Here is a 23,696-nt window from a genome sequence, read left to right as displayed (position 1 = left end):
TGACGGCCGCAAAACGACCGTTCTCGCCATCAAACGCCGATAGCAGAAGAAGAGGAGCAGCCAGGTCGCCTGCGGCTCCGCCCGCAGAGCGCCGGCTGACGCGCCGGATTCGGGAAAAAGGCGATGCCGCGCGAATTGCGCAATGAGAGGAGAGAGCCTTGAGCGTGACGGAGCAAAAATTCGGCCTTTACGATGCCGCTTTTGAAAAAAGCAGCTGTGGCGTTGGTTTCATCACCCGCAAGGACGGCGTGCAGACTCACGATGTGTTGAAGCGCGGCCACGAGGCGCTCTGCGCGGTCCCGCATCGCGGTGGCATGTCGGCAGAAGGTGTCGGCGATGGTGCCGGGGTGTCGCTGGATTTGTCGCTCTCCTTCTTTCGGAAACTGACTGGCGAACACGGTTTGCAGACCGGCCAGTTCGGCGTCGGCAATTTTTTCCTGCCGCAGAACTCCGCGTTCCATGATGAGGCGGTTGGCATTATCGGCAGCGCGCTGCAGGAGCAGGGATTTTCGGTCCTCACCGTCCGTGATGTACCGGTAAATGACGCGGCCATCCGTGCTGCCGCCATCCCTTACCAGTTGCCGATCCGCCAATGGGTTTTCTCTGCTCCGGCCGAATGCGCAACTCCGGCCGAATTCGACTGGCGTATCCACAAGGCACTGATTGCCATTGAGGCGCTTGCTTATACCGTGCCTGATCTCGCCGGCTTTTATCCGCTCTCGCTCAGCGCCCGCACGCAGGTCCTGAAGGGCCGCCTGAACTCCCATGAGGTGATGCCCTATTTCTGCGACCTGACGGATCCGCGCCATGAAGTGCATACGATGTATTTCCACACGCGGTTCTCCACCAATACCGATCCGCACCCATCCATGGCGCAGCCTTTCCGCCTGATGGCGCATAATGGCGAACTCAACACCGACAAGAAGAACCGCCTGTCGGAAGCGGCAGTCGCCCTGGCGAAGAATGCCAGCATCGTCAGGCCGAAAGGCCAGTCCGATAGCTGCCGTCTGGACCAGACCTTGCAGGCGCGGGTTATGGAGGACGGTCTTGACCTCGTTACCGCTGTGGTCTCGATGATGCCGCCAGCCTGGGAAAACGACGACACCCTGTCGCCGGACGTGAGGGCGATGCTGGAATATTTCTCTCTCTATGAGGAGAAAAATGACGGTCCGGCCGCGCTGATCTTCGGCGACGGCACTATCGTTGGCGCGCGCCTCGATCGGCTTGGCCTGCGCCCGCTACGCACCGTCGAGACGGACGAATATCTCTGCGTCATGTCGGAGGCCGGGCAGATCGCCTTTCCGGCGGAGAGCGTTATCCGGCGCGGCCGCATCGAGGCGGGCGGCATGCTTTATTACGACCACGCCGCGCGCCGCGCCTTTTCCACCGTCGAGGCGCTGGAGCTTCTCGCCGCGCGCCGCGACTATTCATCCCTGCTGCGCGAAGCCCGTGTCATGTTGGAGGATCTGCCGGAAGTGCCAGCGGAAAAGCAGGGCTCACCGCTGCGTTATAATGGTGATCTCAAACGTCACCAGCGTTACGTCGCCTATTCGCACAATCAGGAAAGTTTCAAATTCCTGATGGACCCGATGCTGGCTTCCGGTTCCGAAAAAATTTCGGCGATGGGATACGGCAATGCCATCAACGCGCTTTCCGATCAGGAAGGTGGGGTCGCCAAGTATTTTTCGCAGCGTTTCGCGCAGGTCACCAATCCGCCGCTAGACAGTATTCGCGAAGCTGATGGCATGACGCTACGGGTGGCCCTGGGTGCCAAGCCGAACAGCGGCGCTAAGAAGGCCCGCCAGATCGTCGTGCGCTCGCCAATCCTTAGCCACCTGGACATGCTGCGCATCCGCGAGCAGACCGAGACGCCGATGCGCCGTTTCGAAATGCTCTATGCGCCCGTCTTCGATACAGGGGAGGCCAATGAAGCGGCATTGAGAGAGGCGATAGACGGACTGTGCGCCGAGGTCGCCGCTTTTGCCGCTGGCGAAGGTGGCATTGCCGTGATCACTGACCGGCATGTTTCCGCACGTCGTGCCGCTTTGCCGATGATCATGGTCGTTTCCGCCATCAATCAGCGGCTGATCGAGGAAGGCCTCAGGCTGCGTGTGTCGCTGATCGTCGAAAGTGGACAATTCTCCTCCTCCCATCACATTGCAGCCGGTCTCGGCTTTGGCGCTTCGGCGGTCTATCCGCTCGCCGTGCAGTTCCGCGCCGAGGAGAAATTCGGCAGCGAAGCCGACAAGGCCTTCAAGCGCTTCGCCAAGGCGGCGGAAAAGTCGCTGATGAAGACCATGGGCAAGGTGGGCCTGTGTACGGCGGAAAGCTATATCGGGGGCGAGTTCTTCGAGCCGAACTTCCTCGATACGGAAGATGACGTGCTGAAGCGTTATTTCCCGAATGTGAAAACGCCGGTCGGCGGCGTGAGCTTCGCCGTCATCGCCCAGGCCGTGGCGGACTGGCACCGCAAGGCGCTGTCTGTAAAGGGAGAAAGCGACATTCCGCTGCTCGGTCTTTTCAAGGAGCGTGCCGAAGGGGCCGGCCATTCCTATGGCACGACGGCCGTCCGCGGTTTCGTGGATATGACGGAGGAAAAGATCGGCTTCGACAAGGGAACCGAAAACGAAGAGGCGTTACGTCTCCTGCCGCTCAACCGCTTGGAAGATGCCTTCGGTCTCGACGACGCGGCCTATTATCACACCAGTTTTGACCGGTTGACCCCGGAGGCGATCGATGCCTTCGAGGTGACGACCGGCTACCGCGCATTTGCCCGTATGATGGCGGAAGAAAGAGCACGTCGCCCCGCCGCCCTGCGCGATGTCCTGGAATTGCCGGCGGATGTGACGTTCGCCGGTTCGGCGGAAGAGTTTCGCCGTGAAATGGGTCGGTTTTCCCGCAAGGGCAATAACAGCTTCATGGTACGGGGCTTGCTCTGCGAAGGCGCAGAGGAAGGCGCCTTCCGGCTGCAATTGACCGGCCCGCACGGCCATGAGCTTGCCAGGCTCGCAGCACTTGGCCAATCGCTGATCGATCGCTTCGGCGAGGACATAGTTGGACATTGGCTTGAAGGGGGCGCTCTTCTGGTTCAAGCGAGGGGCGAGGCTTCCGATTACCTCTCGCTTGTTCGCACCGCGCCGGCGAACATTTCGCTCAATGCCGTGCAAAAAGCCAGCGAGATCACCATGACCCTCGCCTCTGGTGCAATGAGCCATGGCGCGCTTGTCGCGGCCGCTCATGAGGCTGTGGCGCATGGCACCAACATGGTTGGCGGCATGTCAAATTCCGGTGAGGGCGGCGAGCATATATCGCGATACGGCACCATTCGCGCCTCGCGCATCAAGCAGTTCGCATCGGGCCGCTTCGGTGTCTGGGCCGGTTATCTTGCCGATCCGATGCTGGAAGAGATCGAGATCAAGATCGGCCAGGGCGCAAAGCCTGGCGAAGGCGGACAATTGCCGTCTCCAAAGGTCACGGTGGAAATCGCCGCCGCGCGTGGCGGTACGCCGGGCGTCGAGCTTGTCTCGCCGCCGCCGCATCATGATACCTATTCCATCGAGGATCTGGCCCAACTCATCCACGATGCCAAGGCAGCCCGCGTGCGGGTCATTGTCAAGCTGGTCTCGTCAGAAGGCATCGGCACGATCGCGGTCGGTGTCGCCAAGGCGGGAGCGGATGTCATCAACGTCGCCGGCAATACCGGCGGCACGGGGGCGGCGGCCGTCACCAGCCTCAAATATACTGGTCGCGCCGCAGAAATCGGCGTTGCCGAGGTGCATCAGGCGCTTTGCGCCACCGGCTTGCGCGCCAAGGTGCTGTTGCGCTGCTCCGGCGCGCACCAGACGGCGAGCGATGTCGTAAAATCGGCTCTTCTCGGCGGGGATAGTTTCGAATTCGGCACCACGGCGCTGATGATGCTGAAATGCGTCATGGCGAAGAACTGCAACATCAAATGCCCGGCCGGTCTCACCACCAATCAGGAGGCGTTTAACGGCGACCCGCGGGCGCTGGCGCAATATCTCATGAACATCGCCCATGAAACGCGCGAGATCCTGGCCGCACTTGGGCTGCGTTCGCTGCGGGAAGCGCGGGGCCGCTCAGATCTTCTTCACCTACTCGATCATCCCGCAAGCGTTGGCCAGCTTGACCTCCGGGAAATGCTAACCGTGGTCGAGGAAGTGAAGATCGACAGCCCGGTCTATATGGAAAAGGACTTCGCGCTGGACGATGCTTTCATCGAACTCGTGCGCTCGGCACTGGTCGACGGCGGGCGCGAGAGCATCGAGCTTGGCGGCAACCGTTTCCTTAACAATTGCAACAAGAGCGTCGGCGGCCAGCTCGCCGTCGATATCGAACGTATGCTGAACCATGAGCTTTCCGACGAAGAGGCGGATGCCCTGCCGGCCGTCAGGCGGGACAGCCGTGGCCGTCGATTTCTGGAAGCGGGTTCCGTGCGCATCGATACATCGGGTTCGGCTGGACAATCCTTTGGCGCTTTCTGCAACGACGGCATGATCATGGTCCATACCGGTACCTGCAATGACGGCGTCGGCAAAAGCGCCTGCGGTGGCACCATCGTCGTGCGTTCTCCCGGCGGCGGTTCGCAGGAGGCGGGCGGGAATGTGCTGGTCGGTAATTTCGCACTGTTCGGCGCAACCGGCGGCCGCACCTTTGTGGAAGGGCAGGCAGGCGACCGTTTTGCGGTGCGCAACTCCGGCGCGACCGCCGTTGTGGAGGGCGTGGGGGATTTTGCCTGCGAATACATGACCAACGGTGCGGTGCTTAACCTCGGCAGTTTTGGCAAGGGCTTCGGCAACGGCATGAGTGGCGGTTTCGTCTATCAATACGACCCCTATGGCGACCTGCCGAAGAAAGTCAGCCACGATTCGATCCTGCTTGGCTCCATCATCGGCGAGGACGAGCAGGCGGCGATCCATCGTCACGCCGTTCACCAGCTTCTGAACTGGCACGCGGTGGAGACTGGCTCAGCGAAGGCCGCATGGCTGCTGGAAAACTGGGAGAGCGAACAGCACAATTTCGTTTACGGCATGCCACGCGCGCTGCTGCTTTATCAGGACAGTGACGAAATTCTCAAGGCCAAGCCGCGCAAGGAATTGCTGGAGGAACTGGCTTCCGCACTTGCTGCCCATCAGCTGCGGAAGTTCAAGCTGGCCTATCGAGATCGCAAGTCCGTATTGAACGGCACCGTGCCGGCCTATGGCCAAACGGATACGGAAGACATGTACGCACTGATCAACAATTACACTGTGTTGAGCATGGCGCAGGCCATCGCCTTGCAGCGATTGCCGATGGCATCGGGTCCTTCCGACGCCGCCATCGAAAAAGCGGTGCGCAATCTCATTCTTACGGAAGATTATGCCCTGATGCAGCGTCTGCTGAAATATGCGCGCGAGGCTCTTTCCGACCATAGCGACGGACAGCTTGCGGTGATGATCGCCGCCAAGCGACTTGATGACTACAAGCAGGCACTGGCGCGCCGCAACATCTGGTCGGTGGACAGTCCAGGCACCTATGGCTGGATCATTCAGCAGAGCCGCAAAAACATCGAGAAGATCGGTCGTCTGCCGGGCTTCGAAGAGCTTTTCGCGGCCCGCGCCATTCCTGACCTAACCGCCGCATCCAGCCAGAACAGGGCAGCATGATGAAGATACCCTACATTCCCGAAGACGCGCCCTTTAACGGCGACCAGCGCGCCTGGCTTGCAGGTTTTTTAGCCGGGCTCCACTCCCGCGCGGCCATTGGCCTGGAGGCATCTGTCGCCGCTGCCGCTCCCGAGACGGCGGCGAGCGTGCTGAACATCCTCTTCGGCACACAGACCGGCAATGCCGAGGCGCTGGCGATGGATATCGCCGCCGCCGCCCGCACGCAGGGTATGCAGCCGGCGGTGATGGCGCTTGACGACGTGTCCATGGAACGCCTCGGTTCGATGAAACGGGTCATTGTCGTGACCTCGACCTATGGCGAGGGTGAAATGCCCGATAATGCGCAGCTATTCTGGGAAGCGCTTGCCGCTGATGGTGCGCCACGACTGGAGGCGATGAATTTCGCCGTGCTGGCGCTGGGTGATACGGGGTATGACGGATTTTGCCAGGCCGGCAAACTCATCGATACGCGCTTTGAGCAGCTCGGCGGCAAACGTATGAAAACGCGGATTGATTGCGATATCGACTTCGAGGACGCTGCCGCCGCCTGGATCGATGAGACCCTGCCCATTGCACTTGCGCTCGATGGCGACCAGGCGGCGACTGTCGTGATGCCTCGTCCGGCCCAACTCCCCAGGCGGGTGACACAGGAATGGAACCGGAAGAATCCCTATCTGGCGCGGCTAAGCGTCAATCACCGTCTTTCCGGTCCGGCTTCATCGAAGGAAATCAGGCATTACGAATTCGATCTCGGGGAAAGCGGCCTCAGCTATGAGGCGGGTGATGCCCTTGGTGTCGTTCCCGTCAACTGCCCGAAACTGGCTGGTGCGTTGCTCGACCATTTCGAGGCGGAAGCCGATAGCGAAGTGGCCGGGCTGGATCGTTCGGTGGGAGACGCATTTCTCCGCATGTTCGAAATCTCGACGCCCTCGCGTGAACTGGTCGCCGAAATCGGCAAGCGCGCGGGTCATGACGAACTGGCGCATGTTCTTGCGAACGGCGACAGGGAGCAGCTGGCCGCCTTTCTCTGGAGCAAGGATATTCTCGACCTGCTCAATCTTGGCGGCAGGCGTCTTTTCGATCTTGCTGAATTCGTGACTTTCCTGAAACCGCTGCAGCATCGGGCTTACTCCATCTCCTCCAGCCCCCTTGCCGCGGGAAACAGCGTGCATCTGACGATCGCCAGCGTGCGTTATCGCGCTCACGACCGCGAGCGCGGCGGCGTGTGCTCCACCTATCTGGCAGATCGGGTGGAGGCAGGGGCGACTGCCGGGGTTTTCGTTTCGCCCAACAAGGCGTTCCGTGTGCCGCAGAACGACGATGCGCCGGTTATCATGGTGGGTCCGGGCACGGGAATAGCGCCGTTCCGGGCCTTCCTGCAGGAACGGCTGGCGCGGGGCGCCACCGGCCGGAACTGGCTGTTTTTTGGTGACCAGCACCGGCAGTCGGACTTCATTTACGAGAGTGAGCTGGGTGAAATGAGCCGTGCGGGCGTGCTGACGCGTCTCGATCTCGCCTTTTCGCGCGATCAGGCGGAAAAGATCTACGTGCAGACGCGCATGCGGCAGAATGGCAAGGCGCTTCATCAGTGGCTCGAAGAGGGGGGCTATTTTTACGTCTGCGGTGACGCGACCCGCATGGCGAAGGACGTAGACGATGCCCTGCACCGGATCATCATTGACGAGGCCGGCCTCTCTGCGGAAGCAGCAAGCGAATATGTCAGCCAGCTGAAGCGCGAAAAGCGCTATCTTCGCGATGTCTACTAGTCGTCAGCGCGAGGGGATCCGGATGCAACGGTGCATTCAGCAATTGCTGCAGACTGTCTCCGCATCGCGCTGCTTGAAGAAATAATCGCGGCCGATGGTGATCGACTTGACGCCCGAGGAGGAGATGTCGGTCATGAACATCAACAGTTCATGCGGGACAGAAAGTTCGACATGGATGAGGAAGCTGTCAGCAATCAGCAGGCGGGTCGGCACCACCACCGCAGAGCCGACCGCATAGGGCCGCTGGTTCTTCTCATCCCAGGACCAGGTGATTTTCGCCTGTTTCTGAGCATCGATCTTGATACCGCTGATCTTCAGCCGGAGACCCTTCGTGCTATAGGGCGCGAAGACTGCGGATGCTACATCCCCCATGCCTGCAAGATAGGTCTTGTCTACAGAACCCGTTTTCGAAATCAGGTCGTTGATAGTCGCGGCGGCGCTGCTTGCCCGCTTGTAGGTATTGTAGCCGATGGTGAGTTCGAAGGACGTCACATAAAGTGCGAGCAATATCGGGAAAATGATCGCGAATTCCACCGCGCCAACACCGCGGCGATCTCTTGCGAAGCGTGAAGCAAGCGCAATGAAACGCAGCCTGCCGTGCGTCACGGCGGCAATCAGACCTGCCATTAGGAGCCCCCGCTTGTCGTGTATTTTTCATTCATGAAAGCGTCGGTCGCGACGATCAGGAAGTGAGAAGGCATCGATCCATCGGCCGGGCGAATTTTTGTAAGATAGGGGCGAATGATATCGGCCGTCACCCGCCAGCGATAATAGACACGCAGCATGTTGATCGTTTCCGGCCCACCCGGCTTGAAGCCGAATTGCGCCGTATCAAGATCGTAATATTCTCCGAAGGCCTTCAAAGGTATGGCGGTGGGGATATCCTTGAAGGTGGTGAAGGAGCGAAGATCGATATAGAGCTTCTGTTCCGTTTTGATCTCATCCGCCGAGCAGGTGATTATCACCGAGACTTCGTTGCAGAAGTTCTTTCGGAAATCTTCTTTCGAAATCGAACTGCTGATCTGCCCCGTCCTCAGCCGCCGGGCCATGCTTTCGGTGGCATTGACGACCACCTGCTCCGCGATCATGGCGATGAAGGTTTCGATGATTGCGAAAACAACCAGGAAATAAGGGATGGCGAGGATCGCGAATTCGATGGCTGCGGTCCCGTCGCGCGAAACTCCGAATTTTTCCAGCAATGGCTTCAGTTTGGCCAGTCGCATGAGGCAGTGTCGATCTCTAAGCATATGCGGCAAGCGCAACCGTTGAATTGTTGCGGACCATAATCAACCGATGTTTAAAATCAGTTACCTCGGTGATTTATACTTTAGTGATTTATGAAAATGACACAGACGCCAAATGAAAAAAGCCCGGCACGGTGCCGGGCTTTAATAAACGAGGGACGGTGATTATTCCGCGTCCGCTTTGGACAGAACCTCGAGCGTGGGTGTCGAGGTGATATTATAGCCGCAGTCTACGTAATGGCACTCACCCGTCACGCCGCGCGAGAGGTTGGACAGAAGGTAGAGCGCAGACCCGCCGATATCGTCGATATCCGCCGTCCGTCTCAGCGGCGCGTTCTTCTGGTTCCATGCGTAAATGGCGCGCGCGTCGGAGATGCCGGCACCCGCAAGCGTGCGGACCGGACCGGCCGAGATGGCGTTGACGCGAATGTCCCGCGGGCCGAAATCGGCAGCGAGATAACGCACGGAAGCCTCAAGCGCCGCCTTGGCAACGCCCATGACGTTATAGTTCGGAATGACGCGCTGCGAACCGTTATAAGTCAGTGTCAGCATGGAGCCGCCATTCGTCATCAGCTCGGCGGCGCGCTTGGCGATTTCCGTGAAGGAGAAACAGGAAATGACCATGGTGCGGCTGAAATTCTCGCGCGTCGTATCCGCGTAAAGGCCCTTCAGCTCGTTCTTGTCGGAGAAGCCGATGGCATGCACGACAAAATCCAGCGCGCCCCATTTTTCGCGAATCGTCTGAAACAGCGCGTCCACAGAAGCGATATCTTCGACATCGCAAGGCACGATGAAGTCGGAGCCAAGTTCCGCAGCGAGCGGTTTGACACGCTTGCCGAGCGCTTCACCCTGATAGGTGAAGGCCAGTTCCGCGCCCTGTGCCGCAAGTGCCTTGGAGATACCCCAGGCGATGGAGTGATTGTTAGCGACGCCCATGATGAGGCCGCGTTTACCCTGCATGATGCCGTTCATGGGCAATTATCCGTTATGACGCTGGAAGACGAGCGTGGCGTTGGTACCGCCGAAGCCGAAGGAATTGGATAGGATGGTGTCGATCTTGGCATTGTCGATGCGGCTGCGAACGATCGGAACGCCCGCAAATTCCGGATCGAGTTCGGAAATATGCGCGCTCTCGCCGATGAAACGTTCCTGCATCATCAAGAGGCCGTAGATCGATTCCTGCACCCCGGCCGCGCCAAGCGAATGGCCAGTCAGCGACTTGGTCGACTGGATGTGCGGGATCTTGTCGCCGAAGACTTCGCGGATCGCGCCGATTTCCTTGCTGTCGCCAACCGGCGTCGAGGTGCCGTGGGTATTGATGTAGTCAATGTCGCCCTTGACGGTGGAAAGAGCCTGCCGCATGCAGCGGATCGCGCCTTCGCCTGAAGGGGCAACCATGTCGTAACCGTCAGAGGTCGCGCCATAACCGACGATTTCGGCATAAATCTTGGCACCGCGTGCCTTTGCGTGTTCCAGCTCTTCGAGAACCAGAACGCCCGCACCGCCGGCGATGACGAAGCCGTCGCGGTTGACGTCATAGGCGCGCGAGGCGACGTCCGGGGTCTCGTTGAATTTGGACGACATGGCGCCCATGGCGTCGAAAAGGTTCGACATCGACCAGTCGAGGTCCTCGTGGCCGCCAGCGAACATCACGTCCTGCTTGCCCCACTGGATCATCTCGGCGGCGTTGCCGATGCAGTGCGCCGAGGTGGAGCAGGCCGAAGAGATGGAGTAGTTGACGCCGTGGATCTTGAACCAGGTCGCGAGCGTGGCCGAAGCGGTGGAGGACATCGCCTTCGGCACGGCAAACGGACCGATGCGCTTCGGGCTGTTGTTCTTCAGCGTAATATCGGCAGCTTCGACGATGGTGCGGGTGGAAGGACCGCCCGAACCCATGATGATGCCGGTGCGCTCATTGCCGCTGATATCGCTCTCTTCCAGACCGGAATCGGCGATTGCCTGCTTCATGGCAACATGGTTCCACGCGCCGCCCTGCGACAGGAAGCGCATGGCGCGGCGGTCGACCAGATCGGTGGGGTCGAGAGAAGGCTTGCCCCAGACCTGGCACTTGAAACCATGTTCGGCAAAATCCGGCGAAAAAGAAATGCCGGATTTGGCATTGCGCAGCGACGCGGTGACTTCAGCGGCATCACCGCCGATGGAAGAAACAATACCGAGGCCGGTGACAACAACTCGTCTCATGAAAGGGACCTTTTCTTAAGATTTCGGCTGGACAACCGAAGCCGCCCGGCGTTTGTCTGAACTATTCCGTCTGCCTCAGGCAGCCTTTTCCTTGGACAGGCCGACCCGCAGGTCTGTCGCCTGATAAATGGTTTCGCCGTCCGCCTTCAGCCAGCCGTCAGCAGTTCCAAGCACCAGACGGCCACGCATCACGCGCTTGAAATCAATACCATATTGAAGGAGCTTGGTGTGAGGGCGCACCATGCCCTTGAACTTCACTTCGCCGGTGGAAAGCGCCATGCCGCGGCCTTCTTCGCCCAGCCAGCCGAGGAAGAAGCCGGTCAGCTGCCACATGCCGTCAAGGCCGAGGCACCCCGGCATGATCGGGTTGCCCTGGAAATGGCAGGGAAAATACCAGTCATCGGGGCTGACATCATATTCGGCACGGATGAAACCTTTGTCGAACGCGCCGCCGGTTTCTGAAATTTCGGTGATGCGGTGAACCATGAGCATGGGGGGCAATGGGAGCTGTGCATTTCCCGGGCCGAACAATTCGCCGCGACCGCAGGACAGGATCTCCTCGTAATTGTAACTTGATTGCCTCGTTGCCATACCGCTTTCACTTCCCCAATTACTGGTGTTGATCGACTTCACTAGAGCAAGTTAGGTTCAAAATGAAGCGCTGCAAGGGCAGAGGCGGTTCCGCCCCCATTCTTTGTCTTCGAACCTTCTTTGCAGAAGTCATTACCTCAATATGCCGTCCGCATACAGGAACCATCCGGTCGGAACCAGAGGAAATTTGCAGGAATGGCCGGTTTGCGGCCATTTGCGACACTCGGCGGCGCTGAAACTATTGAAAGCATTCCCTGCAAAAGATATATGCTATTGCAATTGACGGGTGGCATACCTCTGTTTGGAATGGGATTGCATGGCATTTGACGCCACATTGGATATCGGAACGAGGCTGCGGCGCTCTGGGCTGAGGCCCACGCGCCAGCGCGTGGCTTTGGGCGATCTTCTCTTCGCAAAAGGTGACCGCCACCTCACCGTCGAGGAACTGCATGATGAGGCTGTGACAGCTGGCGTGCCCGTTTCTCTCGCCACGGTCTACAACACGCTGCATCAGTTCACCGAGGCCGGTCTCATCCGGGTTCTCGCCGTGGAAGGTGCCCGTACCTATTTTGACACCAACGTGTCGGATCACCATCACTTCTTCGTGGAAGGCGAGAACGAGGTTCTCGATATACCTGTCAACAATCTCCAGATTGGCAATCTGCCGGAAGCGCCTGAGGGCATGGAAATCGCCCATGTGGATGTGGTGATCCGCCTCCGCCGCAAGCGCGGCTGAAGTTCTTCGGTTCGACAATGGATGTGCAAATGGCGCCCGCGGGCGCCATTTCTGTTTTCAGCGTCGTTCCATGGGTCACTTCATGACATCTTCCGGGCGTCTGCCGGGCTTGCCTTTATAGGGCGGGAAAGTCCAGCCGAAGATCAGCGCGCCGGACCGGATCCCAAAGGCCATCAGCACGCCCGCTGCCGAAGCGGCATAAAGCGGCGCGCCGAAGAAATAGACGACAATGAAGGTGGAAGAGCCCAGAAGCGCGCAGGTGATGTAGATTTCCGGCCGCAAGAGCACGGAGGGATCACCGGCGAGAATATCGCGCAAAACCCCACCAAATGTTGCCGTCAGAACGCCGGTGACAATGGCGACAGTGGCCGAACCGCTTGCTGCAAGGCCCTTGGCCGCTCCCATGACGCAATAGGCAGAAAGGCCGAGCGCATCGAGCCAGATCAATACGCGGTAACGGGATTCGAACAGATGTGCCGTGAAGAACAGCAGCACCGCCACCGAGACGCAGACGAGAATATAGGTGGGGTTGATGACCCAGAACACCGGCGTTCTGCCGAGCACGAGATCACGCACCGTGCCACCGCCGATACCGGTGGCCGCCGCAAAAAACAGGAAGCCGATCAGGTCGAGCTGCTTGCGCGAAGCGGCAAGCGCACCGGTTGCGGCAAACACTGCCACGCCGGCGTAGTCGAGAAAACCCAGAAGTGTCATGAAAAGGTTCCCCCCGGAACACGGGCGGCGAACACGTCAGTGTCGCGCAAGCACTAAACTCTAGGCTGGCCGCCCGGATGATCGCAACATCCATAACCCAAACGGATGCAAAGGAAAATGCCGTGCGAATCGCTCTCGTTGCCGCTCTTCAGGCGCTGGTTCTCTTGATGTTCCCGGTGGCGCTCTCGGCGCAGCAGCAGCTGGTGAGCGATCCGGAGATTTACGAGAAGGATCATTTCCGCAACGAGTGCAAGGTGGCAGCATTCGGCGACGATTTCGTCACACGGCTGGATATCAACAATGACGGGTTGATGGATGCCGTCGTCAATCACGGGGTTCTGGATTGCGATGGCGAAAAAGGCCGCGCCTGTGATGACGAGGGATGCCCCTATAATTTTTACGTGCAGGTGAAAGAAGGCGGCTACCTGATGATCGCGACGGCCCGCATCTACGGTTATGACTTCATCAAGCGGTTCGGCAACATGGTCTTCGTGCTGAAGATGCATCCGCGTTATTGCGAGCGTACTGATAAGGAGCCCTGCCTGATGACAGTGCGGGTGCGCGGGACAAAATTCGTCACGATCTCGCGAAAGTGAGCGCAACGGTTGCTACGGCGTAATCCGCCGGATTTTCACCCTCTGATTATAGCGCTGTCGGAGTGAGCGCGGAATGATGAGTGTGGCGATGGCGACAACGAAGACAGCGACCGCCACGACCCAGAGAGCATCCGACTGCATCTTGGCCCCGAGAACGGCACCGCATATCGCACCGCTCAGCATGCCCAGCCACGGCACGATCTGGATGCCCCAATCAAAGCTCCGGTCACCGAGAAGAAAGCGGCCGATGCCTCGGCCGAAACGGGAAAGGGCACCCGTCACATAGGTTAGGCCGATCGGCAGTCCCTCGATATGCTCGACGGCCGCGTTGACCATGCCCATGGCGAAGACCACGAGGTAAAATTGCACGAGGCCCGAGCTCTCGCCACGAAGCAGTGCCGCAATGGCCACAAGCGATCCGACCGCCATGAGGACTGCAAATATACGCCGCTCGAACTTGTGGGCCACCACGATCCCGCCCGCGTTGCCCGCCACAAAGGCAATGATCGCGACAAGGAGTTTCACGGCGTGGGAATAGATGCCCGCTTCCGCTGAAACCGCGGCGCGCGTGGTATTGCCGGTCATGAAGGATACGAAGTCGCCGGAAATATGCAGTCCAACCGCATCCGTCATGCCCGCGATGAAGGAAATGGCGGCAACCAGCGCGATACCCGTGCCGGTCCTTCTGGCCTTGATGATATTACGACGTCTCTGTCTGGTCATGGAGAGCTCGATACGGGAAATCGTTGGGCCTGCTCGCCGGCCGCGTTCTCTATGTCTAGAATGGCTGGCCGTGCATTTGCAATCACTTCAGGGATGTGCGTGCGCTTTCTGTTTTGTCTAGACAAATACAAAATGCCTGCCTACGATGCCTCAAATAAAGCGAAAAACAATGTCGCACAAAAATAAATCAAAAGGGGTTCCGATCATGAAAAAAACCTGGGTTTTCGCCGCTCTGGCGGCACTTTTCTCATCCGCTTCCGCCTATGCCGAAACGTCCGTGACGATAGGCATGTCGGGCTGGACGGGTTTTGCACCACTGACGCTTGCAAAACAGGCCGGCATTTTCGAAAAGAACGGCCTGAAGGTCGAGATCAAGAAAATCCCGCAGGCCAGCCGCCATCTCGCTCTCGCTTCCGGCGACATCCAGTGCGCCGCCACCACGGTGGAAACCTGGATCGCCTGGAACGCCAATGGCGTGAAATCCACCCAGATTTTCCAGATGGACAAATCGCACGGTGCCGATGGCATCGCGGTGCGCAGCGATGTCGCAAAGGTCGCGGACCTCAAGGGCAAGACGGTGGCCGCGTCCGCACCGGGCACCTCTCCTTATTTCTTCCTCGCCTGGATCCTCAAGGAAAACGGCCTGACACTGAAGGATGTGAAGGTCGTCAACCTTGAGCCGGGGCCGGCCGCGCAGGCTTTCGTCGCCGGACAGAACGATGCAGCCATGACCTATGAACCCTATCTCTCTACCGTGCGCGCCGCTCCCGACAAGGGTAAGATTCTTGCCACGACACTGGATTATCCCGCGGTTATGGACACGTTTGGCTGCACGCCAGACTTCCTGAAGGCCAATCCGCAGGCAGCCAAGGCTCTGGCGGACAGCTATTTCCAGGCACTTGATCTTATCAAGGCCGATCCCGAAAAATCCTATGCGACGATGGGCGCGGATGTGAAACAGTCCGGCGAGGCCTTTGCCGCTTCGGCAAAATTCCTCGAATGGCAGGACAAGGCCGCCAACCAGAAATTCTTCGAGGGCGAGTTCAAGACTTTTTCCGAAAAATCGGCTGACCTGCTGCTCGAAATCGGCGTGATCAAGTCGAAGCCCGATCTTTCGACCCTCGCGGACACGTCCTTCATCAAGTGACGGAAACAGCCAGCTGCATTTCCCTCTCCGGATATTGCAGCCAGTAAGAAGCGCGACAGTGTTCCCGCGTCTTGAGTGCGGGAACATGTTGATGGCGTGGCGAAGTGCCGCGCCGGTTCGGGACAGGCGACAGAATGCAACCACTTCAACCCATAAAGAACAGCACGAGGATAGCGCTCGGCATCCTGTTCTTCGTGCTTTTTTTCTCTGCCTGGGGCTTTGCCACGCTGGGCGGTTTCGTGTCGCCGACCTTTCTGGCCGACCCCGTTACCATGCTGAAGGATGGTATCTATCTGCTGACGGATCAGGGTTTTGCCAGCGATATCGGCATGACGATCTGGCGTGTCGTGGGCGGTTTCGTGCTGGCCTCCATAGTCGCCGTCCCTCTCGGTATCGCCATGGGGGCTTATAAGCCCATCGAGGCGCTGCTTGAGCCTTTTGTCTCCTTCGCGCGTTACCTTCCGGCTTCCGCCTTTGTGCCGCTGCTCATTCTCTGGGCCGGCATCGGCGAGATGCAGAAGCTGCTGGTGATCTTCATCGGCGCCGTCTTCCAGATCATCCTGATGGTGGCTGTGGCCGTCGCCGGCACGCGGCGGGATCTGGTGGAGGCCGCCTATACGCTGGGCGCGAGGGATCGGGGCGTGGTGCGTCGAGTCCTAATTCCCGCCAACGCACCTGACATTGCCGAAATCCTCCGTCTCGTCCTCGGCTGGGCCTGGACCTATGTCATCGTCGCGGAACTGATCGGCGCCTCCTCCGGTATCGGCTACATGATCATCAACAGCCAGGCGCTGATGGCGACCGGCCAGATCATCTTTGGCATCATCGTCATCGGTGTTATCGGCCTTATCTCTGATTTCGCGTTCAAATCGCTGAACCGGAAGCTTTTTGCCTGGAGGCTTGCCTGATGAGCGAACTCGTTATCAACGGCGTCAGCCGCATCTTTCCAGGCGTACACGGCGGGCAGCCGACGCTGGCCCTGCAGCCCACCAATCTGGAAATCCCGCGCAATGATTTCGTTACCATCCTCGGTCCTTCGGGATGCGGAAAATCGACCCTGCTGCGCATCATCGCCGGGCTTGACCGTCCGACAACGGGCGAGGTGCTGTTGTCAGGCAGGGCGGTGACTGGCCCGGGGGCGGACCGCGGCATGGTGTTCCAGTCCTACACGCTGTTCCCTTGGCTGACGATCCGTGAAAACGTCGCTTTCGGCCTGCGCGAACGCGGCGTTGCCGAGAAGGAAAAATGGGAGGTCGTTGACAGCTATATCGACAAGGTCGGCCTGCGTGGTTTCGAAAACCATTGGCCGAAACAACTCTCCGGCGGCATGCAGCAGAGAACGGCCATTGCCCGCGCCCTGGCAAATGGCCCGAAAATCCTGCTGCTCGACGAGCCTTTCGGCGCTCTCGACAATCAGACCCGCGGGCTGATGCAGGAATTGTTGCTCGGCATATGGGAGCGTGAGCAAAAGACGGTCATTTTCGTCACGCACGATATTGAGGAGGCGGTTTTCATGGCGTCGCGCGTGGTGACCATGTCTGCGAGGCCGGGCCGTATCAAATCGATCACGCCGGTCGACCTGCCGCATCCGCGCCACTACACCGTCAAGGCCAGCCCGGAATTTTCCGAACTGCGTGCAAGGCTGACGGAAGAAATCCGCAGCGAAGCGATCGCCGCCGCCGCTCACGGATAGCAGGGTATGGAACGGGGAGGATAGAAGCATCGGGATGAGGGGCACAGGCGCCGATCTTCAGGAAAAGTCACTGCACGAGCGAATCCGCAACGATGTGGAGCGCCACATCATGTCAGGCGAATGGCCGCCGGGATATCGTATTCCATTCGAACACGAAATGACCCGCCAATATGCCTGTTCGCGCATGACGGTGAACAAGGCTTTGGGAGAACTGGTGCAGCGGGGTCTTATCGAAAGACGCCGGCGTCTCGGTAGTTTCGTCCGTCAGCCCCACGCGCAATCGGCCGTGCTGGAAATCCACGATATCGAACGCGAGGTGCAGGCACTTGGCCTGGTTTACAGGTATCGCCTCGATCAGCGGCGTCTGCGGCCTGCGGGTAAAAACGATGGCGCGGCTATGGCGCTTGCGGCCGACGCGCCCGTGCTGGAACTCACCTGCACGCATTTTGCCGGTGGCGTTCCATTTTGTCTGGAAGAGCGCCTCATCAATGTCACTGCTGTTCCGGAGGCCGAGTTTGCCGATTTTTCGCAGATCGGCCCCGGAACGTGGCTGCTGAAGATGGTGCCCTGGAGCGCTGCTGAACATCGCATCAGCGCCGTCTCGGCCGACCGCAAAAATGCCGCTGCGCTGGGTATCGGATCGGGAGCCGCCTGTCTGGTCATCGATCGCCGGACCTGGCACGGAACGGATTACATCACCCGCGTGTCGGTCACCTATCCCGGTGACCGACACGCGCTCGTTGCGCAGTTTTCGCCTTCGCAGAGCAGCTGAAGACGGTAGATCGGTCAATTTTTTGTAAAGAAGAGTTTACGGGTCGTCTTTTGGCAATATAATAGTTGTCAAAAGAACTCAGGTTTATTATCGGAACGTCAAGCTTTTACGACGGCATCCGTTATGACCCCGGTTTCAAACCGGTCAATCTGCGGATGGGTTCATCGACGGAAATCCGGGATAAAAAACATGTCAGTTGCGACCACCACTTCTTCCGCGTCTCTCAACAAGGCAAGCAGGACACGGCGCATTTCCCTTGCCACGACGGTTACCTTACTGGTTGGATTGAGCGCCGGTGCGGTTTTCGCTCAGACGGCATCCGAACCCCAGATTCAGTCCGCACCGCAAGCGGAAACGGTCCAGCCGGCACAGCCGTCCCCACAAACCCCGGCGGCGCCGGACGCTCCGGTCGTTCAGCCGAACCAGCCTTCCATGCCCGCACAGGAACAGCCGGCAGCCGTGGCGCCTGCACAACCTCAAAACAATGAAGCCGCGCCTGCACAGCCCGCACAATCTTCAGTCGCTCCCGCCCTGACACCCGAAGGTGCCGCGCCGACCAACGAGGTTTCAACCCCGGTAGAGCCCGTCGGCGCCGACCCGGCAAGTGTTGAACATCGCGCGGATATCCCACACAACCTGTCCCCCTGGGGCATGTTCATGGCGGCGGACTGGGTCGTGAAGGGTGTCATGATCGGTCTGGCCTTCGCCTCGCTGGTGACCTGGACGGTGTGGGTTGCAAAGTCGGTTGAACTTGCAGGTGCGCGTGTTCGGGCCGGCGCAACGCTGAGGGTCATTCGCAAGGCGAAAACTCTTAACGAGGCTACCGAGGCTGTCGAGAAGAAGGGCGGACCTGCGGCGCTCATGCTGCGCATGGCAACTCATGAAATGCAGCTTTCCGATGCTGTGGTCGAACACACCGATGGCGGCGGTATCAAGGAACGTGTCTCCTCGGCGCTGTCGCGTATCGAAACCCACGCCGGTCGCCGCATGTCACGCGGGACGGGCGTTCTGGCAACGATCGGTTCCACCGCCCCCTTTGTCGGCCTGTTCGGCACCGTCTGGGGCATCATGAACTCCTTCATCAGCATTTCGGAATCGCAGACCACCAATCTCGCCGTCGTCGCGCCCGGCATTGCCGAAGCGCTTCTGGCCACCGCCATCGGCCTCGTTGCCGCCATTCCCGCAGTGGTGATCTATAACGTCTTCGCGCGCTCGATCACCGGATACCGCCATCTGCTGGCGGATGCCGCAGCGGGCGTGGAGCGCCTCGTCAGCCGCGACCTCGATTTTCGCCGCATTCCGCCGGGCAGCACCAGCAAACCCGCAGTATCGCTGGTTGGACGGTGATCGGACATGGCTGGAGGAATTCGCGAAAACAGCGGTGACGATCTCTCCGAAAACCATGAGATCAATGTCACGCCCTTCATCGATGTGATGCTGGTTCTGCTCATCATCTTCATGGTGGCCGCGCCACTCGCCACCGTCGATGTGAATGTCGATCTTCCCGCATCCACCGCAAAACCCGCGGAGCGACCGGAGGAGCCGCTGTATCTTACGGTCAAAGACGATCTCTCGCTTAATCTGGGCAATGATGCGGTGGCCCGTGACGCCTTGGCGGCCGCCATCGACCGCCAGACGGGTGGCAAGAAGGATACCCGCATCTTCCTGCGTGCAGACAAGGCGGTTGATTACGGCCACTTCATGGAAATCATGAACCTGCTGAGAGATGCCGGTTATCTGAAGATCGCCCTTGTGGGGCTGGAAAATGCCGCTGCCGTATCGCAGCCTCCGGCTGCTGGCCAGCCCGCCCCGTCGGCGGTGCGGGAAGCGACGCCATGAGTGAAAACGGCTATCCACAGGCCCGACACTCCCGCCTTTGGGAGGTGACGCTGTGGTCCGCCGCGGCGTTGCTGATGCTCAGCGTCCATGCCGGGTTCGCCTATTATCTGATGCAGGAGCCGGACGAGCTTGAGGCCGGCGGGCCGCCCCCCGCCGCCATCATGATCGAAATGGCGGCGATACCGGAAGCCGTCCAAACTGAAGAAACGACGCAGGCGCAGGATGTCGAGGACGCAGAAGAAGTGAAGAGCGACAGCAGCGAACCGGTTGAGGAAGCTGCTCCTGAAGAGACCCCGCCACCACCTGAACCGGTTGCGGAAACGCCGCCGCCGGAGCCGGTGCAGCCGCCTGAGCCACAGGTCGAGGAGATCGTCGAACCGCAGGAAATTCCCGAGCCGGTTGAGCCCGTCGACCCCGTTCAGGAGCAGATGATGGCGGAACTTGAAAATGTCGAGGTCCCCTTGCCCGTCATGCGGCCTCCGCCTCCGCCCGTCGAAAAGAAGGTGGAAAAGAAAGAGCCTGAAGAGAAAAAGAAGGTCGAGCGCCAGCGCCCCAAACCGCAGCAGGCCTCGGAACTGCGTGAAACTGCGAAGGCGGAAGCCCAGCAATCCGACCGCACGGCCGCATCGCGCAGCAATGCCGGCTTCTTTTCTTCGTCATCCGCCTCCCCGGCAAAATGGGGATCGAAAGTCCGCTCGCATATTCAGCGGCGCAAACCACGTTCACTCCGCAGCGATGCGATGACTGCGACGGTGCGGTTCCGCGTCAATGATGCCGGTGCCATCAGCGGTGTCAGCGTTGTTCAGTCCACCGGCGATTCGTCCGTGGATCAGCAGATCGCCGCCTGGATTCAGAGCGCGTCGCCCGTGCCCGCCCCGCCGCCGGAAGCAAACAGGACGATCACGCTGCCGATCAGCATCCGCTAGCAGCTCCCCTGGCGGGACCGATTTTTTCCGACCTGTGCCGTGGTGTGGCCTCAATGATATTTCGCGAATGTTTTCGATGGTGTAGGTCTTGACGACATCACAAGCAGAGGCATTCCGGAATGAAATTCTCAATCGCAGAGGCGGAGGATCTCGTATCCTCTATCTTTGAGCGCAACGGCGTTCTACCGCAAAACGCCCGCTCGGTGGCAAAGGCGCTCGTCGCCTCCGAGGCCGCCGGGCAGGGTGGTCATGGCTTTCGCCGTATACCCGTTTACGTGCGTCAGGCCCGTGTAGGCAAGGTCGATGGCAAGGCGCGTCCGGTGGCCACACGGGTGAAGCCCGGCGTCCTCTCGGTCGACGCCAATCATGGTTATGCCTATCCGGCGATCGATCTCGCGCTTGAGGAATTGCCTGAAATGGCGCGCCAGCAGGGGATCGCGCTCGCCGCCATCCACCGTTCCCATCACGCCGGCGTCATGGCGCTGACTGTCGAACGTATTGCCGAAACGGGCCTCGTGGCGCTGATGTTCGCCAATGCGCCTGCGTCCATGGCGCCATGGGGCGGCAGCAAGCCGCTTTATGGTACGAACCCGATTGCCTTTGCCACGCCCGTTGGCGGTGCCGATCCACTCGTCATCGATCTGGCTCTCTCCAAGGTCGCACGCGGAAAAATCATGGCGGCGCGCCAGAAGGGGGAGACGATCCCGGGCGACTGGGCGCTTGACAGAAATGGCCGACCGACCACCGATCCGGAGGAGGCCATAGAAGGAACCATGGTTCCTGCGGGCGAAGCCAAGGGCGCAGCGCTGGCGCTGATGGTGGAAATCATGGCCGCTGCAATTACCGGCGGAAACTTCGCCTTCGAGGCCTCCTCCCTTCTGGACGACAAGGGTGCGCCCCCCTCGCTCGGACACACCATCATCGCAATAGACCCTGTATCATCAGGCGGCTCTGCCTTTACCGAAAGGCTGGCTCTTATCGCCCAGGAGATAGAAAAACAGGAAAACGTCCGCCTGCCCGGTCGCCGCAGCCAGGGTATCCGTAAACAGGCGTTGGAAAGCGGTATCGTGATCGAAAGCGATATTCTTGGCGAAATTCAATCGCTTTGACCGGACATTAAAAACCCGGCGGGTCGACCGTGACCCGCCGGGTAAACCGTAAATGGCTGCGTTTATCTGCGTCGATGGGACCGGACATCATGTCCAGCCGCCATTTGGTCCGCCGATCCCGCCATTGATATGGAAGGATTTTGACGCAGAAAGCCGCTCATTCGGTTTTCAGCTTCCGGAAAGGACTTTGTCGCGGAAGCTTGAGTTGAGCAGGTGGCGATTATGCCTCCTGTTCGATCAGGCCGCGCAGCAGGGCAATACTGACGGTATTCAGCAGATTGGTCGCACCGAGCCTGTGGCGCACCTTTTCCAGAGTATCCTTGACGTCCGCTTCGTCGGCGCCGACTATCACGGCGACGTGCGAGGGATGTTTGCCCCGCGCGACCAGCCCCAGATATTGCCGCTCACGCTCCGAGAGGACGACTTCATGCGTCTGGCGATGTTCATGCGGCGTATTTGAAGACATTTCTTTCAGCCTCAAAAAAGATTGGCCTTCCCGGGCAGGAGCAGGCAGTGTTCATTCTCCGACACCAGCTCGTTGGCCGCTCCGTCCACACGCGAACAGAAACGCCAATTTCGCCAATAGGTTTCATCTGGCCTCAGGAGTTTTGCGGTAAGCGGCCGCTTTCGCAGCCTGTAAATCCGATGCGGACGTTCTATTCCAGCCATCGAGGGCCTGCGACAACGACGCCCAGCGACGACAATCTGTCTGGCGTGAAATGCAGTTTCAAAGCTTTGGAATGTTTTCGTCACACCCGAAGGAGATCGGCGCTCTAATAATCGATGTGTTCCACCGATAAAATAACATGACGCGCCAAGTTTTTCATTTTATTGTTATGTTTCGGCACACATCCCAATAACGGTCGACATATTCATCAGCTTTAATGCCTCGTTCCGAAATATTGATGCTGTAGCCATGTATTATCCGGCGGAATGATGCGCGTGTTTCCGGCGAATATCCGTAGGTGTTGCCCCGAACCAGCGGGAAACGGAGCGGGAAAATGCACCTGGGGTCGAATATCCAAGCCGGTAACTGATGTCGGAGACCGGAAGATCACTTTCCACCAGAAGCTTGAATCCGGCATTCTTGCGAATGGCATCCTTTATCTCGTTGAGATTGGTCCCGAGTTCGGCAAGGCGACGCTGAAAGCTGCGTTCCGAAAGGTTGAAATAAGGGGCAATCTCGCTGAGCGAAAGCTCCGCATCGGAAAGCCTCATCTGCATATACCGCTTCACCTGATCGATGAAATGCGTCGCGTCGGCCGATGTCTCCGGTCGAAGCATCCGGCATTGCAAATTCATCAATTCGAACAGGCGTTCATCGGCGTTGGGATTGGCCACATCAAGGAGAGATAGGGGAAGGCGCATGGTATGGATCGGTTGGGAAAAGCTGATCCGCTTCGTCATTCTTTCTTTAAATAATTGAATATTATCGGGTTTCTGTCGCTCCATCCCAATCTCGATCTGATGGATGCGCTCTCCCAGAATATCGCGGAGTCGCTGTATCAGGATTGCCAGGGACAGATCGACATATTGATCACGCTTGACAATCACCGGTGCAAAAGACCATGACAGCGTCACCCCGGTCGCATCTGCAACCATGGTGAAATTGCTGTTATTGGTCGCATAATAGACGTGATCCTGAAGAAAGCGCAGAAACGCCCGCACCGTCGGGGCGCTGATCAGGCCATATCCGAAAGCACCGGACGCGCCGGCGGGAAAAGTGGAGGCGCACTGCAATCCGAAAGCGTCGTCGCCGGATATCAGGGCGCAGGTTTCCAGCAGACGGCATAATCTATCGAGGCTGATGCGCTCTGTGAGACTTCCGAAATTGCCGGGATCGATCTCAAGAGCCTTGCAGATGGGTGCGATATCGATGCCACGCCCCCGCGCATAATTGCTGACGCCGGCGGCCAGACCGGCCACCACAGTTATTTCGTCGCTGAGCCTCTTTTCGGGCATCCCTAGCCTTGGC

At 59.2% G+C, this 23,696-nt stretch carries 21 protein-coding genes; 12 read left to right on the top strand and 9 right to left on the bottom strand.

Annotated features, from left to right (window positions below):
- Positions 1–158 precede the first annotated feature (158 nt).
- Positions 159–5,663, top strand: a complete 5,505-nt coding sequence (locus BLU28_RS04180) for a glutamate synthase-related protein (protein ID WP_077986539.1) — start codon at positions 159–161, stop codon at positions 5,661–5,663.
- A complete protein-coding gene (locus tag BLU28_RS04175; protein WP_077986540.1) occupies positions 5,660–7,429 on the top strand; it encodes a diflavin oxidoreductase in 1,770 nt (589 codons plus the stop codon). The genes BLU28_RS04180 and BLU28_RS04175 overlap by 4 nt, the downstream gene beginning before the upstream one ends.
- Before the next feature lie 36 nt (positions 7,430–7,465).
- Here the strand turns inward: BLU28_RS04175 and BLU28_RS04170 are convergent, their stop codons facing one another.
- The 5 genes from BLU28_RS04170 to fabA form a co-directional block, all read right to left on the bottom strand.
- Positions 7,466–8,056, bottom strand: coding sequence for a TadE/TadG family type IV pilus assembly protein (locus tag BLU28_RS04170; RefSeq protein ID WP_092651198.1), 591 nt, complete (start codon positions 8,054–8,056; stop codon positions 7,466–7,468).
- Positions 8,056–8,652 carry a TadE/TadG family type IV pilus assembly protein gene (locus BLU28_RS04165; protein WP_004439213.1) on the bottom strand — a complete coding sequence of 199 codons (597 nt, stop codon included), beginning with the start codon at positions 8,650–8,652 and terminating at the stop codon, positions 8,056–8,058. Before BLU28_RS04165 ends, BLU28_RS04170 begins: the two co-directional genes overlap by 1 nt.
- Before the next feature lie 186 nt (positions 8,653–8,838).
- Positions 8,839–9,645, bottom strand: a complete 807-nt coding sequence (gene fabI / locus BLU28_RS04160; RefSeq protein ID WP_022555382.1) for an enoyl-ACP reductase FabI — start codon at positions 9,643–9,645, stop codon at positions 8,839–8,841.
- A gap of 6 nt (positions 9,646–9,651) precedes the next feature.
- Positions 9,652–10,875 (bottom strand): beta-ketoacyl-ACP synthase I, encoded by a 1,224-nt coding sequence (fabB, locus tag BLU28_RS04155; RefSeq protein ID WP_006699799.1) that lies wholly within the window; start codon positions 10,873–10,875, stop codon positions 9,652–9,654.
- Between the two features lie 75 nt (positions 10,876–10,950).
- On the bottom strand, positions 10,951–11,466 hold the full coding sequence (fabA, locus tag BLU28_RS04150) for a 3-hydroxyacyl-[acyl-carrier-protein] dehydratase FabA (protein WP_003507274.1): 516 nt from the start codon (positions 11,464–11,466) through the stop codon (positions 10,951–10,953).
- Between the two features lie 316 nt (positions 11,467–11,782).
- Between fabA and irrA the strand changes: the two genes are divergently transcribed.
- Positions 11,783–12,202 (top strand): iron response transcriptional regulator IrrA, encoded by a 420-nt coding sequence (gene irrA, locus BLU28_RS04140; RefSeq protein WP_003493135.1) that lies wholly within the window; start codon positions 11,783–11,785, stop codon positions 12,200–12,202.
- Positions 12,203–12,277: 75 nt separating this feature from the next.
- Here the strand turns inward: irrA and BLU28_RS04135 are convergent, their stop codons facing one another.
- A complete protein-coding gene (locus BLU28_RS04135; RefSeq protein ID WP_035206534.1) occupies positions 12,278–12,916 on the bottom strand; it encodes a trimeric intracellular cation channel family protein in 639 nt (212 codons plus the stop codon).
- A gap of 77 nt (positions 12,917–12,993) precedes the next feature.
- Between BLU28_RS04135 and BLU28_RS04130 the strand changes: the two genes are divergently transcribed.
- Positions 12,994–13,512 carry a hypothetical protein gene (locus BLU28_RS04130; protein WP_006699798.1) on the top strand — a complete coding sequence of 173 codons (519 nt, stop codon included), beginning with the start codon at positions 12,994–12,996 and terminating at the stop codon, positions 13,510–13,512.
- Positions 13,513–13,524: 12 nt separating this feature from the next.
- Here BLU28_RS04130 and BLU28_RS04125 read toward each other — a convergent pair whose 3' ends face one another.
- Positions 13,525–14,235, bottom strand: coding sequence for a YoaK family protein (locus tag BLU28_RS04125; protein ID WP_077986541.1), 711 nt, complete (start codon positions 14,233–14,235; stop codon positions 13,525–13,527).
- Between the two features lie 205 nt (positions 14,236–14,440).
- On the opposite strand from BLU28_RS04125, the gene BLU28_RS04120 reads away from it, so the two are divergent.
- From BLU28_RS04120 to BLU28_RS04085, 8 genes are all read left to right on the top strand, one after another.
- Positions 14,441–15,382, top strand: coding sequence for an ABC transporter substrate-binding protein (locus tag BLU28_RS04120; protein WP_072493808.1), 942 nt, complete (start codon positions 14,441–14,443; stop codon positions 15,380–15,382).
- 134 nt (positions 15,383–15,516) lie between these two features.
- The gene (locus BLU28_RS04115; protein WP_004439228.1) at positions 15,517–16,290 is read left to right on the top strand and encodes an ABC transporter permease; all 774 of its coding nucleotides are present in this window, start codon (positions 15,517–15,519) and stop codon (positions 16,288–16,290) included.
- Entirely contained in the window at positions 16,290–17,075 is a 786-nt protein-coding gene (locus BLU28_RS04110) for an ABC transporter ATP-binding protein (protein WP_060942479.1), read from the top strand. Before BLU28_RS04115 ends, BLU28_RS04110 begins: the two co-directional genes overlap by 1 nt.
- A gap of 34 nt (positions 17,076–17,109) precedes the next feature.
- Entirely contained in the window at positions 17,110–17,847 is a 738-nt protein-coding gene (gene hutC, locus BLU28_RS04105) for a histidine utilization repressor (RefSeq protein WP_035206541.1), read from the top strand.
- A 189-nt stretch (positions 17,848–18,036) separates the two neighbouring features.
- On the top strand, positions 18,037–19,194 hold the full coding sequence (gene exbB, locus BLU28_RS04100) for a tonB-system energizer ExbB (protein ID WP_168247065.1): 1,158 nt from the start codon (positions 18,037–18,039) through the stop codon (positions 19,192–19,194).
- A gap of 6 nt (positions 19,195–19,200) precedes the next feature.
- Positions 19,201–19,686 carry a TonB system transport protein ExbD gene (gene exbD / locus BLU28_RS04095; protein ID WP_035206544.1) on the top strand — a complete coding sequence of 162 codons (486 nt, stop codon included), beginning with the start codon at positions 19,201–19,203 and terminating at the stop codon, positions 19,684–19,686.
- Entirely contained in the window at positions 19,683–20,612 is a 930-nt protein-coding gene (locus BLU28_RS04090; RefSeq protein WP_060942480.1) for a TonB family protein, read from the top strand. The genes exbD and BLU28_RS04090 overlap by 4 nt, the downstream gene beginning before the upstream one ends.
- Before the next feature lie 119 nt (positions 20,613–20,731).
- Complete coding sequence (locus tag BLU28_RS04085) at positions 20,732–21,721, top strand: Ldh family oxidoreductase (protein ID WP_022555390.1); 990 nt, start codon at positions 20,732–20,734, stop codon at positions 21,719–21,721.
- Between the two features lie 220 nt (positions 21,722–21,941).
- On the opposite strand, the gene BLU28_RS04080 is transcribed toward BLU28_RS04085, so the two are convergent.
- Both BLU28_RS04080 and BLU28_RS04075 read right to left on the bottom strand, forming a co-directional pair.
- Positions 21,942–22,187 carry a response regulator transcription factor gene (locus BLU28_RS04080; RefSeq protein ID WP_035206545.1) on the bottom strand — a complete coding sequence of 82 codons (246 nt, stop codon included), beginning with the start codon at positions 22,185–22,187 and terminating at the stop codon, positions 21,942–21,944.
- Between the two features lie 455 nt (positions 22,188–22,642).
- Positions 22,643–23,683 (bottom strand): AraC family transcriptional regulator, encoded by a 1,041-nt coding sequence (locus BLU28_RS04075; RefSeq protein WP_035206547.1) that lies wholly within the window; start codon positions 23,681–23,683, stop codon positions 22,643–22,645.
- Positions 23,684–23,696 lie beyond the last annotated feature (13 nt).

Source organism: Agrobacterium pusense, from assembly GCF_900102105.1.
Classification (GTDB): Bacteria; Pseudomonadota; Alphaproteobacteria; order Rhizobiales; family Rhizobiaceae; genus Agrobacterium; species Agrobacterium pusense.
The sequence above is the reverse complement of the archived record's forward strand: the minus strand, read 5'-3'. Positions and strand labels throughout refer to the sequence as shown.

Bases quoted from the DNA above. Each gene is read 5' to 3' on its own strand.
- BLU28_RS04175 (WP_077986540.1), top strand. From the start codon at position 5,660: ATGATGAAGATACCCTACATTCCCGAAGACGCGCCCTTTAACGGCGAC.
- BLU28_RS04170 (WP_092651198.1), bottom strand. From the start codon at position 8,056: ATGGCAGGTCTGATTGCCGCCGTGACGCACGGCAGGCTGCGTTTCATT.
- BLU28_RS04165 (WP_004439213.1), bottom strand. From the start codon at position 8,652: ATGCGACTGGCCAAACTGAAGCCATTGCTGGAAAAATTCGGAGTTTCG.
- fabI (WP_022555382.1), bottom strand. From the start codon at position 9,645: ATGAACGGCATCATGCAGGGTAAACGCGGCCTCATCATGGGCGTCGCT.
- fabB (WP_006699799.1), bottom strand. From the start codon at position 10,875: ATGAGACGAGTTGTTGTCACCGGCCTCGGTATTGTTTCTTCCATCGGC.
- fabA (WP_003507274.1), bottom strand. From the start codon at position 11,466: ATGGCAACGAGGCAATCAAGTTACAATTACGAGGAGATCCTGTCCTGC.
- irrA (WP_003493135.1), top strand. From the start codon at position 11,783: ATGGCATTTGACGCCACATTGGATATCGGAACGAGGCTGCGGCGCTCT.
- BLU28_RS04135 (WP_035206534.1), bottom strand. From the start codon at position 12,916: ATGACACTTCTGGGTTTTCTCGACTACGCCGGCGTGGCAGTGTTTGCC.
- BLU28_RS04130 (WP_006699798.1), top strand. From the start codon at position 12,994: ATGATCGCAACATCCATAACCCAAACGGATGCAAAGGAAAATGCCGTG.
- BLU28_RS04125 (WP_077986541.1), bottom strand. From the start codon at position 14,235: ATGACCAGACAGAGACGTCGTAATATCATCAAGGCCAGAAGGACCGGC.
- BLU28_RS04120 (WP_072493808.1), top strand. From the start codon at position 14,441: ATGAAAAAAACCTGGGTTTTCGCCGCTCTGGCGGCACTTTTCTCATCC.
- BLU28_RS04115 (WP_004439228.1), top strand. From the start codon at position 15,517: ATGCAACCACTTCAACCCATAAAGAACAGCACGAGGATAGCGCTCGGC.
- BLU28_RS04110 (WP_060942479.1), top strand. From the start codon at position 16,290: ATGAGCGAACTCGTTATCAACGGCGTCAGCCGCATCTTTCCAGGCGTA.
- hutC (WP_035206541.1), top strand. From the start codon at position 17,110: ATGAGGGGCACAGGCGCCGATCTTCAGGAAAAGTCACTGCACGAGCGA.
- exbB (WP_168247065.1), top strand. From the start codon at position 18,037: ATGTCAGTTGCGACCACCACTTCTTCCGCGTCTCTCAACAAGGCAAGC.
- exbD (WP_035206544.1), top strand. From the start codon at position 19,201: ATGGCTGGAGGAATTCGCGAAAACAGCGGTGACGATCTCTCCGAAAAC.
- BLU28_RS04090 (WP_060942480.1), top strand. From the start codon at position 19,683: ATGAGTGAAAACGGCTATCCACAGGCCCGACACTCCCGCCTTTGGGAG.
- BLU28_RS04085 (WP_022555390.1), top strand. From the start codon at position 20,732: ATGAAATTCTCAATCGCAGAGGCGGAGGATCTCGTATCCTCTATCTTT.
- BLU28_RS04080 (WP_035206545.1), bottom strand. From the start codon at position 22,187: ATGTCTTCAAATACGCCGCATGAACATCGCCAGACGCATGAAGTCGTC.
- BLU28_RS04075 (WP_035206547.1), bottom strand. From the start codon at position 23,683: ATGCCCGAAAAGAGGCTCAGCGACGAAATAACTGTGGTGGCCGGTCTG.